The organism is Candidatus Amarolinea dominans (genome assembly GCF_016704685.1).
GTDB lineage: Bacteria > Chloroflexota > Anaerolineae > SSC4 > Amarolineaceae > Amarolinea > Amarolinea dominans.
The window spans coordinates 86,881-100,622 of the sequence record NZ_JADIZS010000017.1 but is presented as its reverse complement, the minus strand read 5'-3'; the positions used below and the strand labels follow the sequence as shown (position 1 = coordinate 100,622).

The window sequence follows — 13,742 nt, the reverse complement described above, 5'->3', positions numbered from 1 at the left end:
GCGGCGGGCAAACAAACAAAGGGTCAGGAGTGTCAACTCCTGGCCCTTTATTGTTGATCGTCACACGGGTCCGCTCAGCCGATCTGACGCTGCGCCTCGACCACATTGGGCAGGCGCTCGATGCGGGGCAACAGACGGCTCAACTGCACGGTGCTGCTAATGTCCAGGGTAGCGGTGACAACAGCCGAGTTGTCCTTCAGCCCGGTGCGCGCCTGCGCCTCGCGCATGTTGATCTTTTCATCCGCCACCAAGCTGGCAATGTCACGCAAGAGGCCGCTGCGGTCAAAGGCTTTGACCAGAATGCTGACCGGGTAGGTGCGCTGTTCGCCGCCCCATTCCACATAGATGAGGCGCTCATGTTCCTTGGTGGAGAGGATGTTGGGGCAGTCGCGGCGATGGATGGACACCCGCGCCCGCGGGTGACATAACCGACAATGCTCTCGCCGGGGAGTGGCTTACAACACTGGGCATGGTGCGTCAACAGGCCCTCGACGCCGGAGACGCTGATGCCCTCCAACTCGCTGGATCGCTTGCCGCTCACGGTCTCTGGCGGGATCAGCATGGCCGGATCTTGTGGCCGCTCATCCTCCATGATACGGCTGGCGATCTGCTGCGGGTTGATATCGCCGGCGCCGATGGCGCAGAAGAAATCATCCACCTTGTCGTAGCCGAACTGTTTGGCCAGGCTCTCATAGCTGGCCGGCTGTACGCTGAGGCGCCGCAATTCCTTTTCGAGTAAATTGCGACCCTCGGTGATATTCTCCTGGCGATCCTGCTTACGGAACCACTGCCGAATCTTGCTGCGTGCCCGCTGCGTGCGCACATAATTCAGGTGCGGATTGAGCCAATCACGACTGGGACCGCCGCGTTTAGTGGTGATGATCTCAACCTGGTCGCCTTGTGCGAGTTTGCTGTCCAGTGCCAGCATCTTGCCGTTGACGCGTGCACCGCGGCAGCGATGACCGATTTCGGTATGCACCTCGTAGGCAAAATCAATCGGTGTGGCCCCGGCCGGCAAGTCAATGATGTCACCGCGTGGGGTAAAGGTGTAGACACGATCCTGAAAGATGTCTGTCTTCAGCGCATCCACGAACTCTTGCGCCTCGCCGACCTCCTGACGCCACTCCATCAACTGCCGCAGCCAGGCGATCTTGTTCTCGAAATCCACATCGCGGCGTGTGGGTTGCTCTTTGTAGCGCCAGTGCGCCGCGATGCCATATTCGGCCGTGTGCTGCATGTCGCCGGTGCGAATCTGCACCTCGAGCGGGCGGCCGCCGACCCACGACGGCCGTGTGCAGCGACCGGTACTGATTCTCTTTCGGCGTGGCGATGTAGTCGTCGAACTCGCCGGGGATGGGGCGCCACAGGCTGTGTACAATCCCCAGCGCCGCGTAGCAGTCACGCAATTCGTCCAGAACCACACGTACGCCCTGGGCATCGTAGATCTGATCGAAGTCCACATCCTTGCGCTTCATCTTGCGCCAGATACTGTAGATGTGTTTGGGGCGTCCATAGATATGCGCCTTGATGCCCATCTGGCGCATTTCTTGCTCCAACGTGTTGACCACCAGGCCAATGGAGCGTTCGCGTTCCACGCGCCGTTGATCAATGGCCTGTGCAATGGCCTTGTAGGTGGCCGGTTCCAGGTGGCGGAAAGCCTGATCTTCCAGTTCCCACTTGATCTGCCAGATGCCGAGGCGGTTGGCGAGAGGTGCAAAAATTTCGAGCGTTTCACGGGCGATGCGTCTGCGCTTGTGTTCGGGCAGGGCGCCCAGCGTGCGCATGTTATGCAGGCGGTCAGCCAGTTTGATGAGCACCACGCGAATGTCATCCACCATGGGCCAGGAACATCTTGCGCAACGATTCGGCCTTTGGTGTCGGCCATGCGCTCATGGGTGCGCCGCAGCTCGTTGATTTTGTCGAGTTTGGTCACGCCATCTACCAGCTTGGCGACCTCTGGTCCGAAATCGCGCTGCATCATTTCGATGGTGTACGGTGTGTCTTCAACCACATCGTGCAGGAGTGCCGCGGCCAGGGTGGCCGCGTCGAGGTTGATCTCGGCCAGAATGCCGGCGACGGCCAGAGGGTGGTACATGTATGACTCACCGGAGGCGCGTAGTTGACCCTCGTGTGAATGATCGGCTACGTGGTAGGCGCGCTCGATCAGATCACGATCCTGGGGAGCCATGCTCTTGGGCAGCATGGCCAGAAGCCCATCAAGGGTTGTTGGCGAAGGTTGGTTGTTATCGCTGACTGTCATGGTAACACCTCACTTAACCCTTCCCATTCTACTACAGGCAGCCATAAATGGAAAACTTGTGCATGCGAGCTCAGGCTCACAGCGCGCTGGCAAATGGCAGCAAAACGCCATTTGCGATATAATCAGACCCTACCCGAAACACACTGAGGCATCGGAATGGCGCCAGACGTTGCGCAATTTCTGTTAGGCATAAACTATTTCCCGCGGTGCAAAGGTATCAAACTGTGGCAGGCGTTCGATCGCGGCGAAGTGCGCGACGAACTGGCACAGATTGCTGCCTGGGGGCTGGACGCGGTGCGCATCTTCCTGACCTGGCAAGATTTTCAGCCAGGTGAAGCGCACATCAACCACCGCGCGTTGGATTCCCTGGACGCACTGTTGACCGCGGCCGCAGATCAACATCTGTTTGTGTTGCCCACCCTGTTCAGTGGCCCGGTGGATGGCGCCTTCTTCTTCCCCGATTGGTGCCTTGATCCGCGGCCGGTGCAGCCGGCGGTGCGCTTCATCAGTCATGATCGTGAGGTTCGCCAGGGGGCGCTGCGCCCTATCTTCACCGACGCGCGCTGGCGGCAAGCGCAGATGCGTCTGGTGGATGAACTCGTTGGTTTCTTTGGCAACCATCCGGCCGTGTGGGGCTGGGACCTGGGCGCCTGGGCGGAGCAGCTCCCGCTTGATCTCAGCCGTGGCGCCTGGGAGGATTGGGTCGGCCAGGTCGCTGAGCGCATCGGCGAACTGTCACCGGGCCGTGTACGCACCTGGGGCCTGGGACAGCGCGCGGTAACTCGTCGCTTTCCCTTGCCGCTGACCGCCCTGGCTGCGCTGCTCGACCAAGTGGCGGTGTCGGTCTTTACGTTTACCGACCCGCGTGATCCCCTTGATCTGTTGCCGGCCCGTTTTGCCTGTGATCTCATGCGCACCCTCGGCGTGCCTGCGCCGCTCATTCACGCCATTGGCCTGCCCACCGTGGCCCCTGGCCTCCCTGGCGTCGTGCAACCCGATCGCGTGTGGCGCTGGCCGCGCTGGATCTACCTCGCCAGCGAGGAGGAGCAAAGCGCCTACATCGCCGAAGCTCTGCGCCTCGCCTTCAGGCAGGGAGTGGCGGGCGTTTTCCTCTGGTGCTATGCCGATTACGCGCCGGCGCTGCACAGTGAGCCTCCCTATGATCTGGCCCAGTGGACGCGTACCTGCGGCCTGTTGCGCGCAGATGGCAGCGAAAAGCCGGCCCTGGCCGCGCTGCGGCAGTTTGTGGACCAACGGGCCGCGCAGACGCTGGGACCGCATGGCGCAGAGAGCCGCATGCTCAACCTGGACCTCGAACGCTATGCCCGCGACCCCAAGCGCGAGTTTACGCGTCTTTTGCAGATGGTTCGTTACGGCGAGCTTTGAACGGCTGCCGAGCGACCGCACGGGCAGCTACGATTTCGAAGCCCAACGGCGCAAGCCGCGGCGCCGAAACCAGCATGACGCTGGAAAGGATGAGATGGAGATGCCACGGGAGATACCACACGGGAGATACCACACGGGAGATATCTAATGGAACTAATCAATCTGCGGGTGAGCGCAGCGACGACGGACAGCGAGAAGATGCAATTCATCAGGTTCCCCTGGCGCGTTTACAAGGGTGACCCCTATTGGGTGCCGCCCTTGATCGGTGATCGCAAGGCGATGTTCGACCCCAAGAAGAACCCATCTCTCGAACACATGGAGGTGGCGCTTTTTCTGGCCTCCGCGTTCATCAAGCGCGTCGATACGACTCTCACACCTGACATGCCGCTGGCATCCCTGCAAAGCGAAGTGGTCGGCACGATCGCGGCGATCATCAACCACCGCCACAACGAGTTTCATAACGAGCAGGTCGGCTTTTTCGGCTTTTTCGAATGCCTCAACGATCCCCAGGTGGCCACGGCGCTGTTGGACACAGCGTGTGAGTGGGTGGCCGGTCGCGGCATGACCGCCATTCGCGGGCCGATGAACCTCTCCACGAACGATGAATGTGGGCTATTGGTAGATGGTTTCGATTCGTCACCCATGGTCATGATGACCTACAACCCGCCGTTCTATCCGGTGTTGGTCGAGCAGGCCGGTTTTCACAAGGCGATGGACCTGTTCGCCTATTTCATGGATTTTGGCGAAGCGCGTGACCTGGGCCAGTTGCCCACCAAGCTGACGCGTGTGGCGGAAAAAGTGCGCAAGCGCGGCGAAATCCGTTTGCGGCCGATTGATATGAAGGATTTCGATCGTGAGGTGGGACGTTTCAAGGAGGTCTATAATCAGGCCTGGGAGAAAAATTGGGGCTTTGTGCCGATGACCGAGGCCGAGATGGACCACCTGGCGCAACAACTCAAGCAGGCCATAGATCCTGTCCTGATCTGGATTGCCGAGGTGGCGCAGGGGCCGGAGGCCGGACGCGTCATTGGCGTGGGCCTGACGGTGCCCGATGCCAACGTCGTACTCAAGCACATGAACGGCCGCGTCAACCCGCTGACGATTCTCAAGGCGCTGTACTACCAGCGTCGCATCAAAGCAGCGCGCGTGATCGCCCTGGGCGTCGTCGAAGAGTGGCGCGGGCGCGGGGTGGATGCCTTGCTCTATTACGAAACCGCGCGTGCCGCCCTGTCCAAGGGCTATCAGCGTGGCGAAGGCTCCTGGATTTTGGAGAGCAATGTCATGATGAATCGCGCCTTGCAGATGCTCGGTGGCCGTGTGTATAAGACCTACCGGGTCTACGAAAAGGCCCTGGTATAAGGACGCAGCAGGCGGGCGACTGCACGTCGAAGCCTGGCCTGCGCAGATTGTGGCTGCGGTTTTAGCCACGCAGCGCAAAGGAGAAGCGGTGCCTGGCATATTATGGCAAACGGATGACGATGGGAAGGCGCTGCTGACCGATGTGGCACGCGCCTGCGGCGCCGGCCGGGCGCAGCTTTGGTGCGAGGACGACTTGCTGGCGGACATCACTCTCGATGGCGCCGCAGTGACCTGGCGCGAGGCGCCCATCATGGTCGAGAATGAACCGTGGGGACGTTTGTGCCTGGCCTTCGCGGCGACCGTCGAGCCTGCGACCCTCGATGTGACCACGAATGCGGTCACGCGCCTGGCGGCACGGGTCATCGCGCTGGAGCGGACGGTGCAGCAGCAAAGGCAGCAGTGGGAACAGGCGCGCGCCGCCTCCTTCGACATGCTAACCATCAACGAAGAGGAGTTCGGCCGCATCATCCTGGACATCCACGATGGCCCGGTGCAAAACATGTTCGCGGCCCTCTCCCAGGTCAACCTGCTGCAAAGTCAACTGGCGCAACATGGCAGCGGCCTGACACTGGAAGACCACATGGAGCTGCAGAAGCGCCTGCCGCGGGTGTCGGGGCTGTTGGAAAGCTCATTGACGGAGATTCGTAACTTCATCGGCACCTTCCGTCCGCCTGAGTTTGCCCGCCGGCGTCTGCCGGCCGTCGTAGAAGGGCTGATTATCCAGCACGAGGAGTTGACCGGTAGCACGGTTGACCTGGAGGTTGAGGATTCGCTGCCGATGGTGCCGCTGCCAATCAAGATTGCGGTCTATCGGATTTTGCAGGAAGCCCTCTTCAACGCGCACAAGCACGCGGGCGTCAGCCGTCATTTCGTGCGCCTGAGTATGGATAACGGCAGCCTGTGCCTGACAGTGACCGACCTGGGGGCCGGCTTCGATGCGCAGGCCGCGCTCGCCGCCGAGGCAGAGGAAAAGGCCGGCCACCACATCGGCCTGCGTGGCATGCGCGATCGGGTCAAGATGGCGGGCGGCACATTCACCATTCACAGCTTCCCGGGACAAGGCACGCGCATTCAGGTAAGGATTCCGCTCTATGAGCACTAACAGCAACCTGACCCCTGACGAAAACGCAAAACTGCTGCCGATTCGCGTGGTCCTGGCAGACGACCATGAACTGGTGTTGAAGGGGCTGCGCGGCATCCTCAAACAGGAACCCGATATGGATGTGGTCGGCTCTGCCATGAATGGCCGTGATCTGCTCGCAGAGGTGCGTGCGCGGCGGCCTGATGTGGCGGTGATTGACATTCAACTGCCCGACATGACCGGGCTGGAGTGCCTGGCCCAGATTCGCCGCGAGAACCTGCCGACGAAGGTCCTGATTTTGACCGCGTTCAGCGACGGTGAATCGTTTCAGAGCGCCCTGGAACTGGAGGCCGATGGCATCGCTCTGAAGACTGAACCCCCCGCACAGACCGTGGCTGCGATCCGCCAGGTGTTCCACGGCCAGTTGGTGTTCCCGCGCGCAGCCCGCCGCTGGTTGGTCAGTCACGCGCAGCCCAAGGCGGAGCCTAACCCGCAGGTGCTTTCGGAGCGTGAGGAAGAGGTGTTGGCGTTGGTGTCACAAGGCATGACCAACGCGCAGATTGCTGATCGCCTGGTGTTGAGCGAAAACACGGTCAAGTTCCATCTGCAGAACATTTATCAGAAACTTGGCGTCAGCAATCGGACCGAAGCCGCTGCGATCTACTTTCAGCGACAGCGTAGCGAAATCAAGTAGGCGTCACAACCCCGCGAAAGGTATTAGAACCGTCCGTGCATATTCGTGCGGCCAATCTGGCCGATCTTTCCCGCTGTTTTCACATCAGCGGCGTGTTCGAAACCGATCACGTCTGGCAAGTGGATCAACGCGTCGAGGAAGACGTCATCACGGTCACGCTGCGCCTGGTCCGCTTGCCGCGTCCGCTCAAGGCCTCTTATCCCCCGTGGGGTGAGGGTTTGCTCGACCAATGGGAACGCGGGGATTGCGTGCTGGTGGCCGAAGACGAGCATGAAATCCTGGGCTACACGGTGATGAGCCTGCAGCCTGATCGCGAACTGGGCTGGGTGGATCACCTGGTCGTGGCAGCGCCCGCGCGGCGTCACGGTGTTGGCACTACCTTGCTGCGCGCCGCGCACGAATGGGGCGTGCAACGCGGGGTACGGCGGATCATGCTGGCGGTGCAGAGCAAGAACCACCCGGCGGTCTGTTTTTGTCGTAAACATGGCCTGGCCTTCTGTGGATTCAACGAACGTTATTTCGCAAACCTGGATATAGCTTTGTTTTTTGGCGGATTTCTGAGATAGATGTTGTGTTCGATTTAGATTGGACTCGGATTTTTGCGTTTGCCAACCTGATCTTGTCGTCGGCGACGGTCATTCTGGCGTTCGCGCTGTTGATCTATGTCCTGACGCATAACCTGCTGAGCGATGTCGGACGTTCGTTCGCCATGCTGCTGGCATGTGTCACGGTGGTGTATGCGGGTGACGTGGCCGTGGGGCGTGTCACCTCGGTGGCCGCAGCCGCGCCCTGGCTGCGCTTGCAGTGGTTTGGCATTGCCTTCATCCCGGCCGCATACCTGCATTTTTCCCATGCCCTCCTTTCCACCACCAATTGGCGCTCACGGCGGCGCTTCCTGACGGTGGTAGTCAGTTACGGCATCAGCGCCGTCCTGTGTGCCCTGGCGGTGTTCACCGATTTTCTGGTGTCAGATGGCATCATGCAGCTGCCGGTGACACACCTGGCGCCCGGGCCGTTGTTCCCAGTCTACGTTCTCTTCTTTGCGGTGACGGCGCTCTTTGGCGCGCGCAACGTCTTCGAGGCGCGACGGCGCTGCCTGACGCCGGCCGCCCGGCACCGCCTGAACTACCTGAGCGTGGCCTTTGCCGCGCCGGGTATCGGCGTCTTTCCTTTCCTGGTGCTCATTTCTGCACCCACCTTCATCTCCGCGCCGGTTATCTTGTTGCTGTCCACCGTGGGCAACCTGGTGATCGGTTTCATGCTGGTGGTGCTCACCTACACCGTGGCCTATTTCGGGGTGCTGGCGCCTGACCGTGTGGTGCGCCAAAGCCTGATCTACTACCTGCTGCGCGGCCCCATTTTGGGCACTCTCATCGTGATGCTCATGCTGGCCATACCCGATACGCAACAACTGTGGGGCTTGCCACGTGAAATGGTCCTGGTGTCAACCGTTGTGGCGACCATTATTCTGTTGCAGGTGGCTATTCACCTGGCCAAGCCGTTGATTGATCGCCTGATCTACTGGCGTGACCGGGCCGAGGTCGCCTGGCTGGCTGAGATTGACCGTCACCTGCTCACCTCGACCGATCTGCGCCAGGTGCTGGAGAATGTGTTGGTGGCACTGTGCGAGACTCTGCGCATGCCGGCCGGCTTCGTGGCCGCGCTCCCCCCGGACGAGCACCCGCGCCTGGAGGCGGTGGTTGGCCCCTACGATGCCGCCGCCGCTTTTCTACAGAGCGATGAGTTTGCAGAAGCCGCGGCGGGGGGGGGCGCCGGTGGCAAGGGCGAGCGTGACGGTCAGCCGGCTCCCGCGTCCGATCTGCTCATCTGCGGTGGTACCTGGCTCTTTCCGCTGCGCGAACAAAACGGCGGCGATCTGGTCGGCTGGTTGGGTCTGGCCGTGGACAGTACACAGCCGCCGCGCGCCGGGATCGCGCCGGAGGAGCGTTTTCTGGTGCGTGCCCTCTTGCGGCAGGCGGCCAAGGCCCTGGAAGATCGCCAGGTACAGCAGGGGCTGTTCGCCGCACTGCGTCACATCATCCCCGAGATCGAGCGTATGCAGGCCTGGCGCAGCACGGTGCAGTACACCGGCGCCATCCCCCTGCCCGCCATGGATGATGGCAGCCTGGTGGCCCAACCAGACTTCGAGCGTTGGGTGCGCGAGGCGTTGACGCACCTTTGGGGTGGGCCGAAGCTGACCAACAGCCCGCTGCTCAAACTGCAGGTGGTGGCTGATTTGCTGACCGAAAATGACAACAACCCCAGCCGTGCCTTACGTAGCGCGCTCAAACGAGCCATCGAGTTGCAGCGCCCCGGCGGCGACCGGAAATTGACGGCGGCAGAATGGCTCTTGTACAATATCCTGGAAATGCGATTTGTACAGGGCGAGCGCGTGCGCGACATTGCGATGCGCCTGGCGTTGAGCGAGTCCGATTTGTACCGTAAACAGCGGGTGGCCATTACGGAGGTTGCCCGCACGCTGGCCGACATGGAAAAAGAGAAATTACAGCAGGAGTAGAGTTTATCAATGCGGCGTCAATATAGTAGTGTGCAGGCGAAGCCGGCAGGATCGAGCCATACAGGATCGAGCCATACAAACGCAGAAACCCCTCCGTGGGCTGAAGATGGTTATTGGGAGTCATTATTAGCCGAAGAGGAGTACGACGAGAAACCGCCCCTGGCGCCCCTGCTGCAGGAGGCACAACCCGTTTACGATGCGACTCCAGCTCCCCCGGAGGAGCCAGATTCACTGGCGGAGCTGCCGCCTGAGGAGCACGATTGGCGCCTGGCCGAGCAGGGCATGGCACAAAATCAGACCTACGAACTCATGGTAACGGCCTACAACCGCGGTGGCTTGCTCGTCAAACTCAATTCGCTCACCGGCTTCGTGCCATCTTCCCATCTGATTGGCCTGACTTTTGTCAACGACAACCGCCGGCTTTCGCTGGGCGTGCGCGTGGGGAAGCCCATTTGCATCCGCATCATCGAGTTGGATCGGGGACGCAATCGGTTGATTCTGTCCGAACGCGTCACCCAAGAGGAACAGAACCCCCCTGACGTGTTGAGCCAACTGCAGCCCAACGCCCGGTGCAACGGCACGGTCAGCAACCTGTGTCATTTTGGCGCCTTTGTGGACCTGGGCGGAGGCGTCGAAGGCTTGATTCACATCTCCGAGCTTTCCTGGGGGCGGGTAGGGCATCCGGCTGAAGTGCTGCAACTGGGGCAGCACATTGCCGTTTTTGTGATGGATGTGGACAAGGAGCAGCGCCGGGTGGGGCTGAGCCTCAAGCGCCTGACCCCTGATCCGTGGACCAGCGTGCAGGAGCGCTATCAGATCGGCCAACAGGTGCAGGGCATGGTGACCAACGTGGTCAGCTTTGGCGCCTTCGTGCGCCTGGAAGAGGGGCTGGAGGGCTTGATTCACATCTCTGAGTTGGCCGAAGGTAGTTTTTTGCATCCACGCAACGTGGTACAGGAGAACACCACCGTGACCGCACGTGTGCTCAGCATTGATCCGCACAACCGCCGGCTGGCGCTCAGTCTGCGCCGGCCGCAGGCTCGCACGTGAGTGCCAGCGTACACATCTAACCGCCTATGTCAAAGAAGCATGCACCGCTGCCGAATCGCCCTCCGCTGCAACCGCCGCCGGCGCCCGACTCGATGTCAAACGAGACGGTGGGCCTGGCTATTCTGGCCGCGGGCGCGCTGGCGCTGTTGAGTGTGATGCAGGCAACCTCCGGCGCGGCCCCTCTGCTGCGCCAGGTGCTGGGCTGGGGCGCGCTGCCGCTGAGCTTGGCTGTCGCGCTGGCTGGTCTGCTGCTCATCGTGCGCCGCTTCGTCACCGTCACCTGGCATTGGCCCCTCGTCGTGGGGGTCGAGCTGCTGCTGGTGGCCCTGCTGGCCTTGACCCATCTGTGGTGGGGCGGTGATGATCCACTGCGCCATGCGCAGGCCGGTCGCGGGGGCGGTTACCTGGGCTGGGCGCTGAGCAGTCTGCTGCATGACATCGTCGGCGATGGCGTCAGCGCCCTGTTGCTCATCGTCCTGGCCGCGGCGGGTGGCTATCTGATCCTGCGACCCATCTGGCAATCCTTGCTCTACCATTTGCTGCGCAGCCTGGATTGGCTGCGCGGTGAAGCGCCGCGCCTCGACCCCACGGCCGCCGTGTCGCCATCCTCTGCGCCTTTCACGCCCACCTGGGAGCAGAACCCGTTGCCTGTGCCGCCTGTCACCAGGCCGGCCGCGGTCAAAGCGCCCGCGCCCCGTGCGCAGATTCAGCCGGAAGCCCGCCCGCCCGCGCCGCCGGCCGCGGCAGAGGGGTCGGCCAAAGCCGGCGCGGCCCCGCGTTCAAGTGTACCTGCGCCGCCCGCGCCAACTGGGGCGACTCCCCCGGCCCGCACTCCCCGCAAACCAGGCCCCGCGCTCCAGCCTGTGCCCGCAACGGTCACGGTCAGCGCCGCCGGCGTTCATCCCTCCCAGTTGCCGCCGCTGACCCTGCTGGCCTCGGAGACCTCGCAGCGTTTCGGCGAGGCGACGGTGCGCGAGATGGCGAACACCATCGAGCGCACCCTGGCCGCGTTCAATGTGCCGGCCAAAGTAGTTAGCGTCAGTCGCGGCCCCACCGTCACCCAGTTCGGCGTCGAACCGGGGTTCATCGAGCGCAATGGTGAGCGTTACAAAGTGCGTGTCAGTAAGATCGAGCGCCTGAGCGACGACCTGGCCCTGGCGCTGGCCGCGTCTTCCATTCGCATCGAGGCGCCGGTGCCAGGACGGCCCTATGTGGGCATCGAAGTGCCCAATCCTCGCAGCACGCTGGTCACGCTGCGGGGCGTGTTGGAAAGCCCTGAATTTCAGAAGGTAGGCAGCACCCTGGCCGTGGCCCTGGGCAAGGATGTCAGCGGCGCCGCGGTGGCGGCCGATCTGACCCGGATGCCACACCTGCTGATTGCCGGCGCCACCGGCTCCGGTAAGTCGGTTTGCATCAACGCCATCATCACCAGCCTGCTGGTCAACAACACACCGAACACGGTCCGCTTTCTGATGGTAGACCCCAAGAGGGTGGAACTGCCGATCTACAACGGTATTCCGCACCTGTTAGCACCGGTTGTCACCGACGTGGAGGATGCCGTCGCCATGCTGACGTGGGCCACGGTGCAGATGGATGATCGCTACCGCAAGTTTGCCGAGGCGGGCGCGCGCAACCTGGCGAGCTACAACGAAAAAGCGGCCAAGCGCTCAGACCTGACGCCGCTGCCCACCATCGTCATCATCATTGACGAACTGGCAGACCTGATGATGAGTGCGCCCGACGACGTGGAGCGCCACATCTGCCGCCTGGCGCAAATGGCACGCGCCACCGGCATCCACCTGGTGCTGGCCACCCAGCGGCCGAGCGTGGATGTGGTCACCGGTTTGATCAAGGCCAATTTTCCCGCACGTATCGCCTTTGCCGTCACCTCGCAGATTGACTCGCGCGTGATCCTGGATACCCCCGGCGCCGAAAAGCTGCTGGGCCGTGGCGACATGCTGCTGATGACGGCCGACAGCGCCAAACTGCGCCGCGTGCAGGGCTGTTACCTCAGCGAGCGCGAGATCGAGCGCATCGTGGCCTTCTGGCACAGGCAGGCGCCGCCCGGCGATCATGCCGCGCCGCGACCCTGGGCCGGCCTGATGGCACAGCAGGAGGATGACAACGAACTGCACGACGCACTCGCGGCCGTGCAGGGTCGCAAGCGCGTCTCCGCCTCGCTGCTGCAGCGCCAACTGCACATCGGCTACCCCCGCGCCGCCCGCCTGATCGAACTGCTCGAAGCCAAAGGCTACGTGGGGCCGGATGAGGGCGGCGGACGCTCGCGCCTGGTGCTGCTGGGCGGGGAATCTGAAGAAGGGGACACGGAGAATCAAGCGGAGGCATGACCATGACGCCATCTGTGTTTCACCTGGAGTCATTTCAGGCCGACATGCTCAGGCCGGCCGGCGATCTCCTGGCGCTGCGTCAGCAGTTCCTGCGCGCGACGCGGCCTGAACTGCCCGCCCGTTTCGAGGATCCGGTACAGGCAGCCCTGGCCGTCACCGAAGCCTGGCAACGCCCCCACGCCGCGGGCGTGGCTGCGTTCGACCACGACCGCCTGGTTGGCTATCTGATCGGCGACATGGTTTTCGATCAGATCTGGGGGCGCGCCGGTTGGGTGCGCCTGGCCGGTTGCGCCCTGGCGCCAGGCCAAGCGCCCGAACTGATCGGTGACCTCTATCAGATGCTCGGCGCCCAATGGGTGGCCTATGGCTGCTTCCACCATGTTGCGCTCATGCCGGCTGCGACTCCGGACCTGATTGGCGCCTGGTTCGATCTCAGCTTTGGCATCCAGCAGGTACACGCGCTGGCGTCGCTCGTCAGCCTGACTCTCCCAACCGTTACGCGCCCGCCAACGTTGGAGATTCGCCAGGCCGGGCCGGCCGACCGCGCCGCGGTGGCTGGGATGTATCGGGTCATTCGCGATCACCTAACGGCCGCGCCCGTGTGGGGCATTGCCCTGCCAGAGGACGAAGAAGAGATACGCGGCGGTTGGGCCGGCATGGTGGACGATGCCGGGATGACCGTTTGGCTGGCCCTGGAGCATGAACAGGCGCTGAGCATGGCCGCGTACGAACGTCTCGATCCGGCAGAGGTCAATTTGCTGGCGCCCGAAAGGTGTACCGAGTTAGTCGTGGCCGCCACCGTGGCCGCGGCCCGCGGGCGCGGCATCGGCAGCGCGCTGACCCATCACGGCCTGACGCACGCGCAGCAGGCCGGCTTCACCACCTGCCTGACCGATTGGCGCAGCACCAATCTCCTGGCCGCCCGCTTCTGGCCCCGCTGGGGATTCCGCCCCGTGGCCTACCGCCTGGCGCGCCAAATTGACCCGCGCATCGCCTGGGCCAACGCCTCACGGCCAACCGGGTGAGTTGAACGAACTGTCACCTTG

General features: G+C 62.6%; 11 protein-coding genes and 2 pseudogenes. 9 read left to right on the top strand and 4 right to left on the bottom strand.

Annotated features, from left to right (window positions below; translation table 11 throughout):
* Nucleotides 1–74: 74 nt before the first annotated feature.
* The 4 genes and pseudogenes from IPF85_RS12825 to IPF85_RS12810 all read right to left on the bottom strand — a co-directional run.
* Nucleotides 75–269, bottom strand: a complete 195-nt coding sequence (locus tag IPF85_RS12825) for an ACT domain-containing protein (protein ID WP_343408479.1) — start codon at nucleotides 267–269, stop codon at nucleotides 75–77.
* Nucleotides 197–1,258 carry a TGS domain-containing protein gene (locus tag IPF85_RS12820; protein ID WP_343408478.1) on the bottom strand — a complete coding sequence of 354 codons (1,062 nt, stop codon included), beginning with the start codon at nucleotides 1,256–1,258 and terminating at the stop codon, nucleotides 197–199. The genes IPF85_RS12825 and IPF85_RS12820 overlap by 73 nt, the downstream gene beginning before the upstream one ends.
* A gap of 76 nt (nucleotides 1,259–1,334) precedes the next feature.
* A pseudogene (locus IPF85_RS12815) lies at nucleotides 1,335–1,784 on the bottom strand (HD domain-containing protein); the annotation flags it as partial.
* A gap of 161 nt (nucleotides 1,785–1,945) precedes the next feature.
* Nucleotides 1,946–2,095: pseudogene (locus tag IPF85_RS12810) on the bottom strand (HD domain-containing protein); the annotation flags it as partial.
* Nucleotides 2,096–2,416: 321 nt separating this feature from the next.
* On the opposite strand from IPF85_RS12810, the gene IPF85_RS12805 reads away from it, so the two are divergent.
* The 9 genes from IPF85_RS12805 to IPF85_RS12765 all read left to right on the top strand — a co-directional run bounded on the left by IPF85_RS12805 (nucleotide 2,417) and on the right by IPF85_RS12765 (nucleotide 13,721).
* On the top strand, nucleotides 2,417–3,646 hold the full coding sequence (locus IPF85_RS12805) for a hypothetical protein (protein ID WP_343408477.1): 1,230 nt from the start codon (nucleotides 2,417–2,419) through the stop codon (nucleotides 3,644–3,646).
* A 147-nt stretch (nucleotides 3,647–3,793) separates the two neighbouring features.
* On the top strand, nucleotides 3,794–5,005 hold the full coding sequence (locus IPF85_RS12800) for an N-acetyltransferase (protein WP_343408476.1): 1,212 nt from the start codon (nucleotides 3,794–3,796) through the stop codon (nucleotides 5,003–5,005).
* A gap of 88 nt (nucleotides 5,006–5,093) precedes the next feature.
* Entirely contained in the window at nucleotides 5,094–6,107 is a 1,014-nt protein-coding gene (locus IPF85_RS12795; protein ID WP_343408475.1) for a sensor histidine kinase, read from the top strand.
* The gene (locus IPF85_RS12790; protein WP_343408474.1) at nucleotides 6,097–6,780 is read left to right on the top strand and encodes a response regulator transcription factor; all 684 of its coding nucleotides are present in this window, start codon (nucleotides 6,097–6,099) and stop codon (nucleotides 6,778–6,780) included. The genes IPF85_RS12795 and IPF85_RS12790 overlap by 11 nt, the downstream gene beginning before the upstream one ends.
* Before the next feature lie 35 nt (nucleotides 6,781–6,815).
* A complete protein-coding gene (locus IPF85_RS12785) occupies nucleotides 6,816–7,346 on the top strand; it encodes a GNAT family N-acetyltransferase (RefSeq protein ID WP_343408473.1) in 531 nt (176 codons plus the stop codon).
* A gap of 5 nt (nucleotides 7,347–7,351) precedes the next feature.
* Nucleotides 7,352–9,298, top strand: a complete 1,947-nt coding sequence (locus tag IPF85_RS12780) for a histidine kinase N-terminal 7TM domain-containing protein (RefSeq protein ID WP_343408472.1) — start codon at nucleotides 7,352–7,354, stop codon at nucleotides 9,296–9,298.
* 9 nt (nucleotides 9,299–9,307) lie between these two features.
* Nucleotides 9,308–10,348 carry a S1 RNA-binding domain-containing protein gene (locus IPF85_RS12775; RefSeq protein WP_343408471.1) on the top strand — a complete coding sequence of 347 codons (1,041 nt, stop codon included), beginning with the start codon at nucleotides 9,308–9,310 and terminating at the stop codon, nucleotides 10,346–10,348.
* A gap of 92 nt (nucleotides 10,349–10,440) precedes the next feature.
* Entirely contained in the window at nucleotides 10,441–12,696 is a 2,256-nt protein-coding gene (locus IPF85_RS12770) for a DNA translocase FtsK (RefSeq protein ID WP_343408470.1), read from the top strand.
* A gap of 2 nt (nucleotides 12,697–12,698) precedes the next feature.
* Nucleotides 12,699–13,721 carry a GNAT family N-acetyltransferase gene (locus tag IPF85_RS12765; protein WP_343408469.1) on the top strand — a complete coding sequence of 341 codons (1,023 nt, stop codon included), beginning with the start codon at nucleotides 12,699–12,701 and terminating at the stop codon, nucleotides 13,719–13,721.
* Nucleotides 13,722–13,742 lie beyond the last annotated feature (21 nt).

Excerpts from the sequence above, each read along its gene's own strand:
- IPF85_RS12805 (WP_343408477.1), top strand. The coding sequence starts at position 2,417 with ATGGCGCCAGACGTTGCGCAATTTCTGTTAGGCATAAACTATTTCCCG.
- IPF85_RS12800 (WP_343408476.1), top strand. The coding sequence starts at position 3,794 with ATGGAACTAATCAATCTGCGGGTGAGCGCAGCGACGACGGACAGCGAG.
- IPF85_RS12790 (WP_343408474.1), top strand. The coding sequence starts at position 6,097 with ATGAGCACTAACAGCAACCTGACCCCTGACGAAAACGCAAAACTGCTG.
- IPF85_RS12775 (WP_343408471.1), top strand. The coding sequence starts at position 9,308 with ATGCGGCGTCAATATAGTAGTGTGCAGGCGAAGCCGGCAGGATCGAGC.
- IPF85_RS12770 (WP_343408470.1), top strand. The coding sequence starts at position 10,441 with ATGTCAAACGAGACGGTGGGCCTGGCTATTCTGGCCGCGGGCGCGCTG.
- IPF85_RS12765 (WP_343408469.1), top strand. The coding sequence starts at position 12,699 with ATGACGCCATCTGTGTTTCACCTGGAGTCATTTCAGGCCGACATGCTC.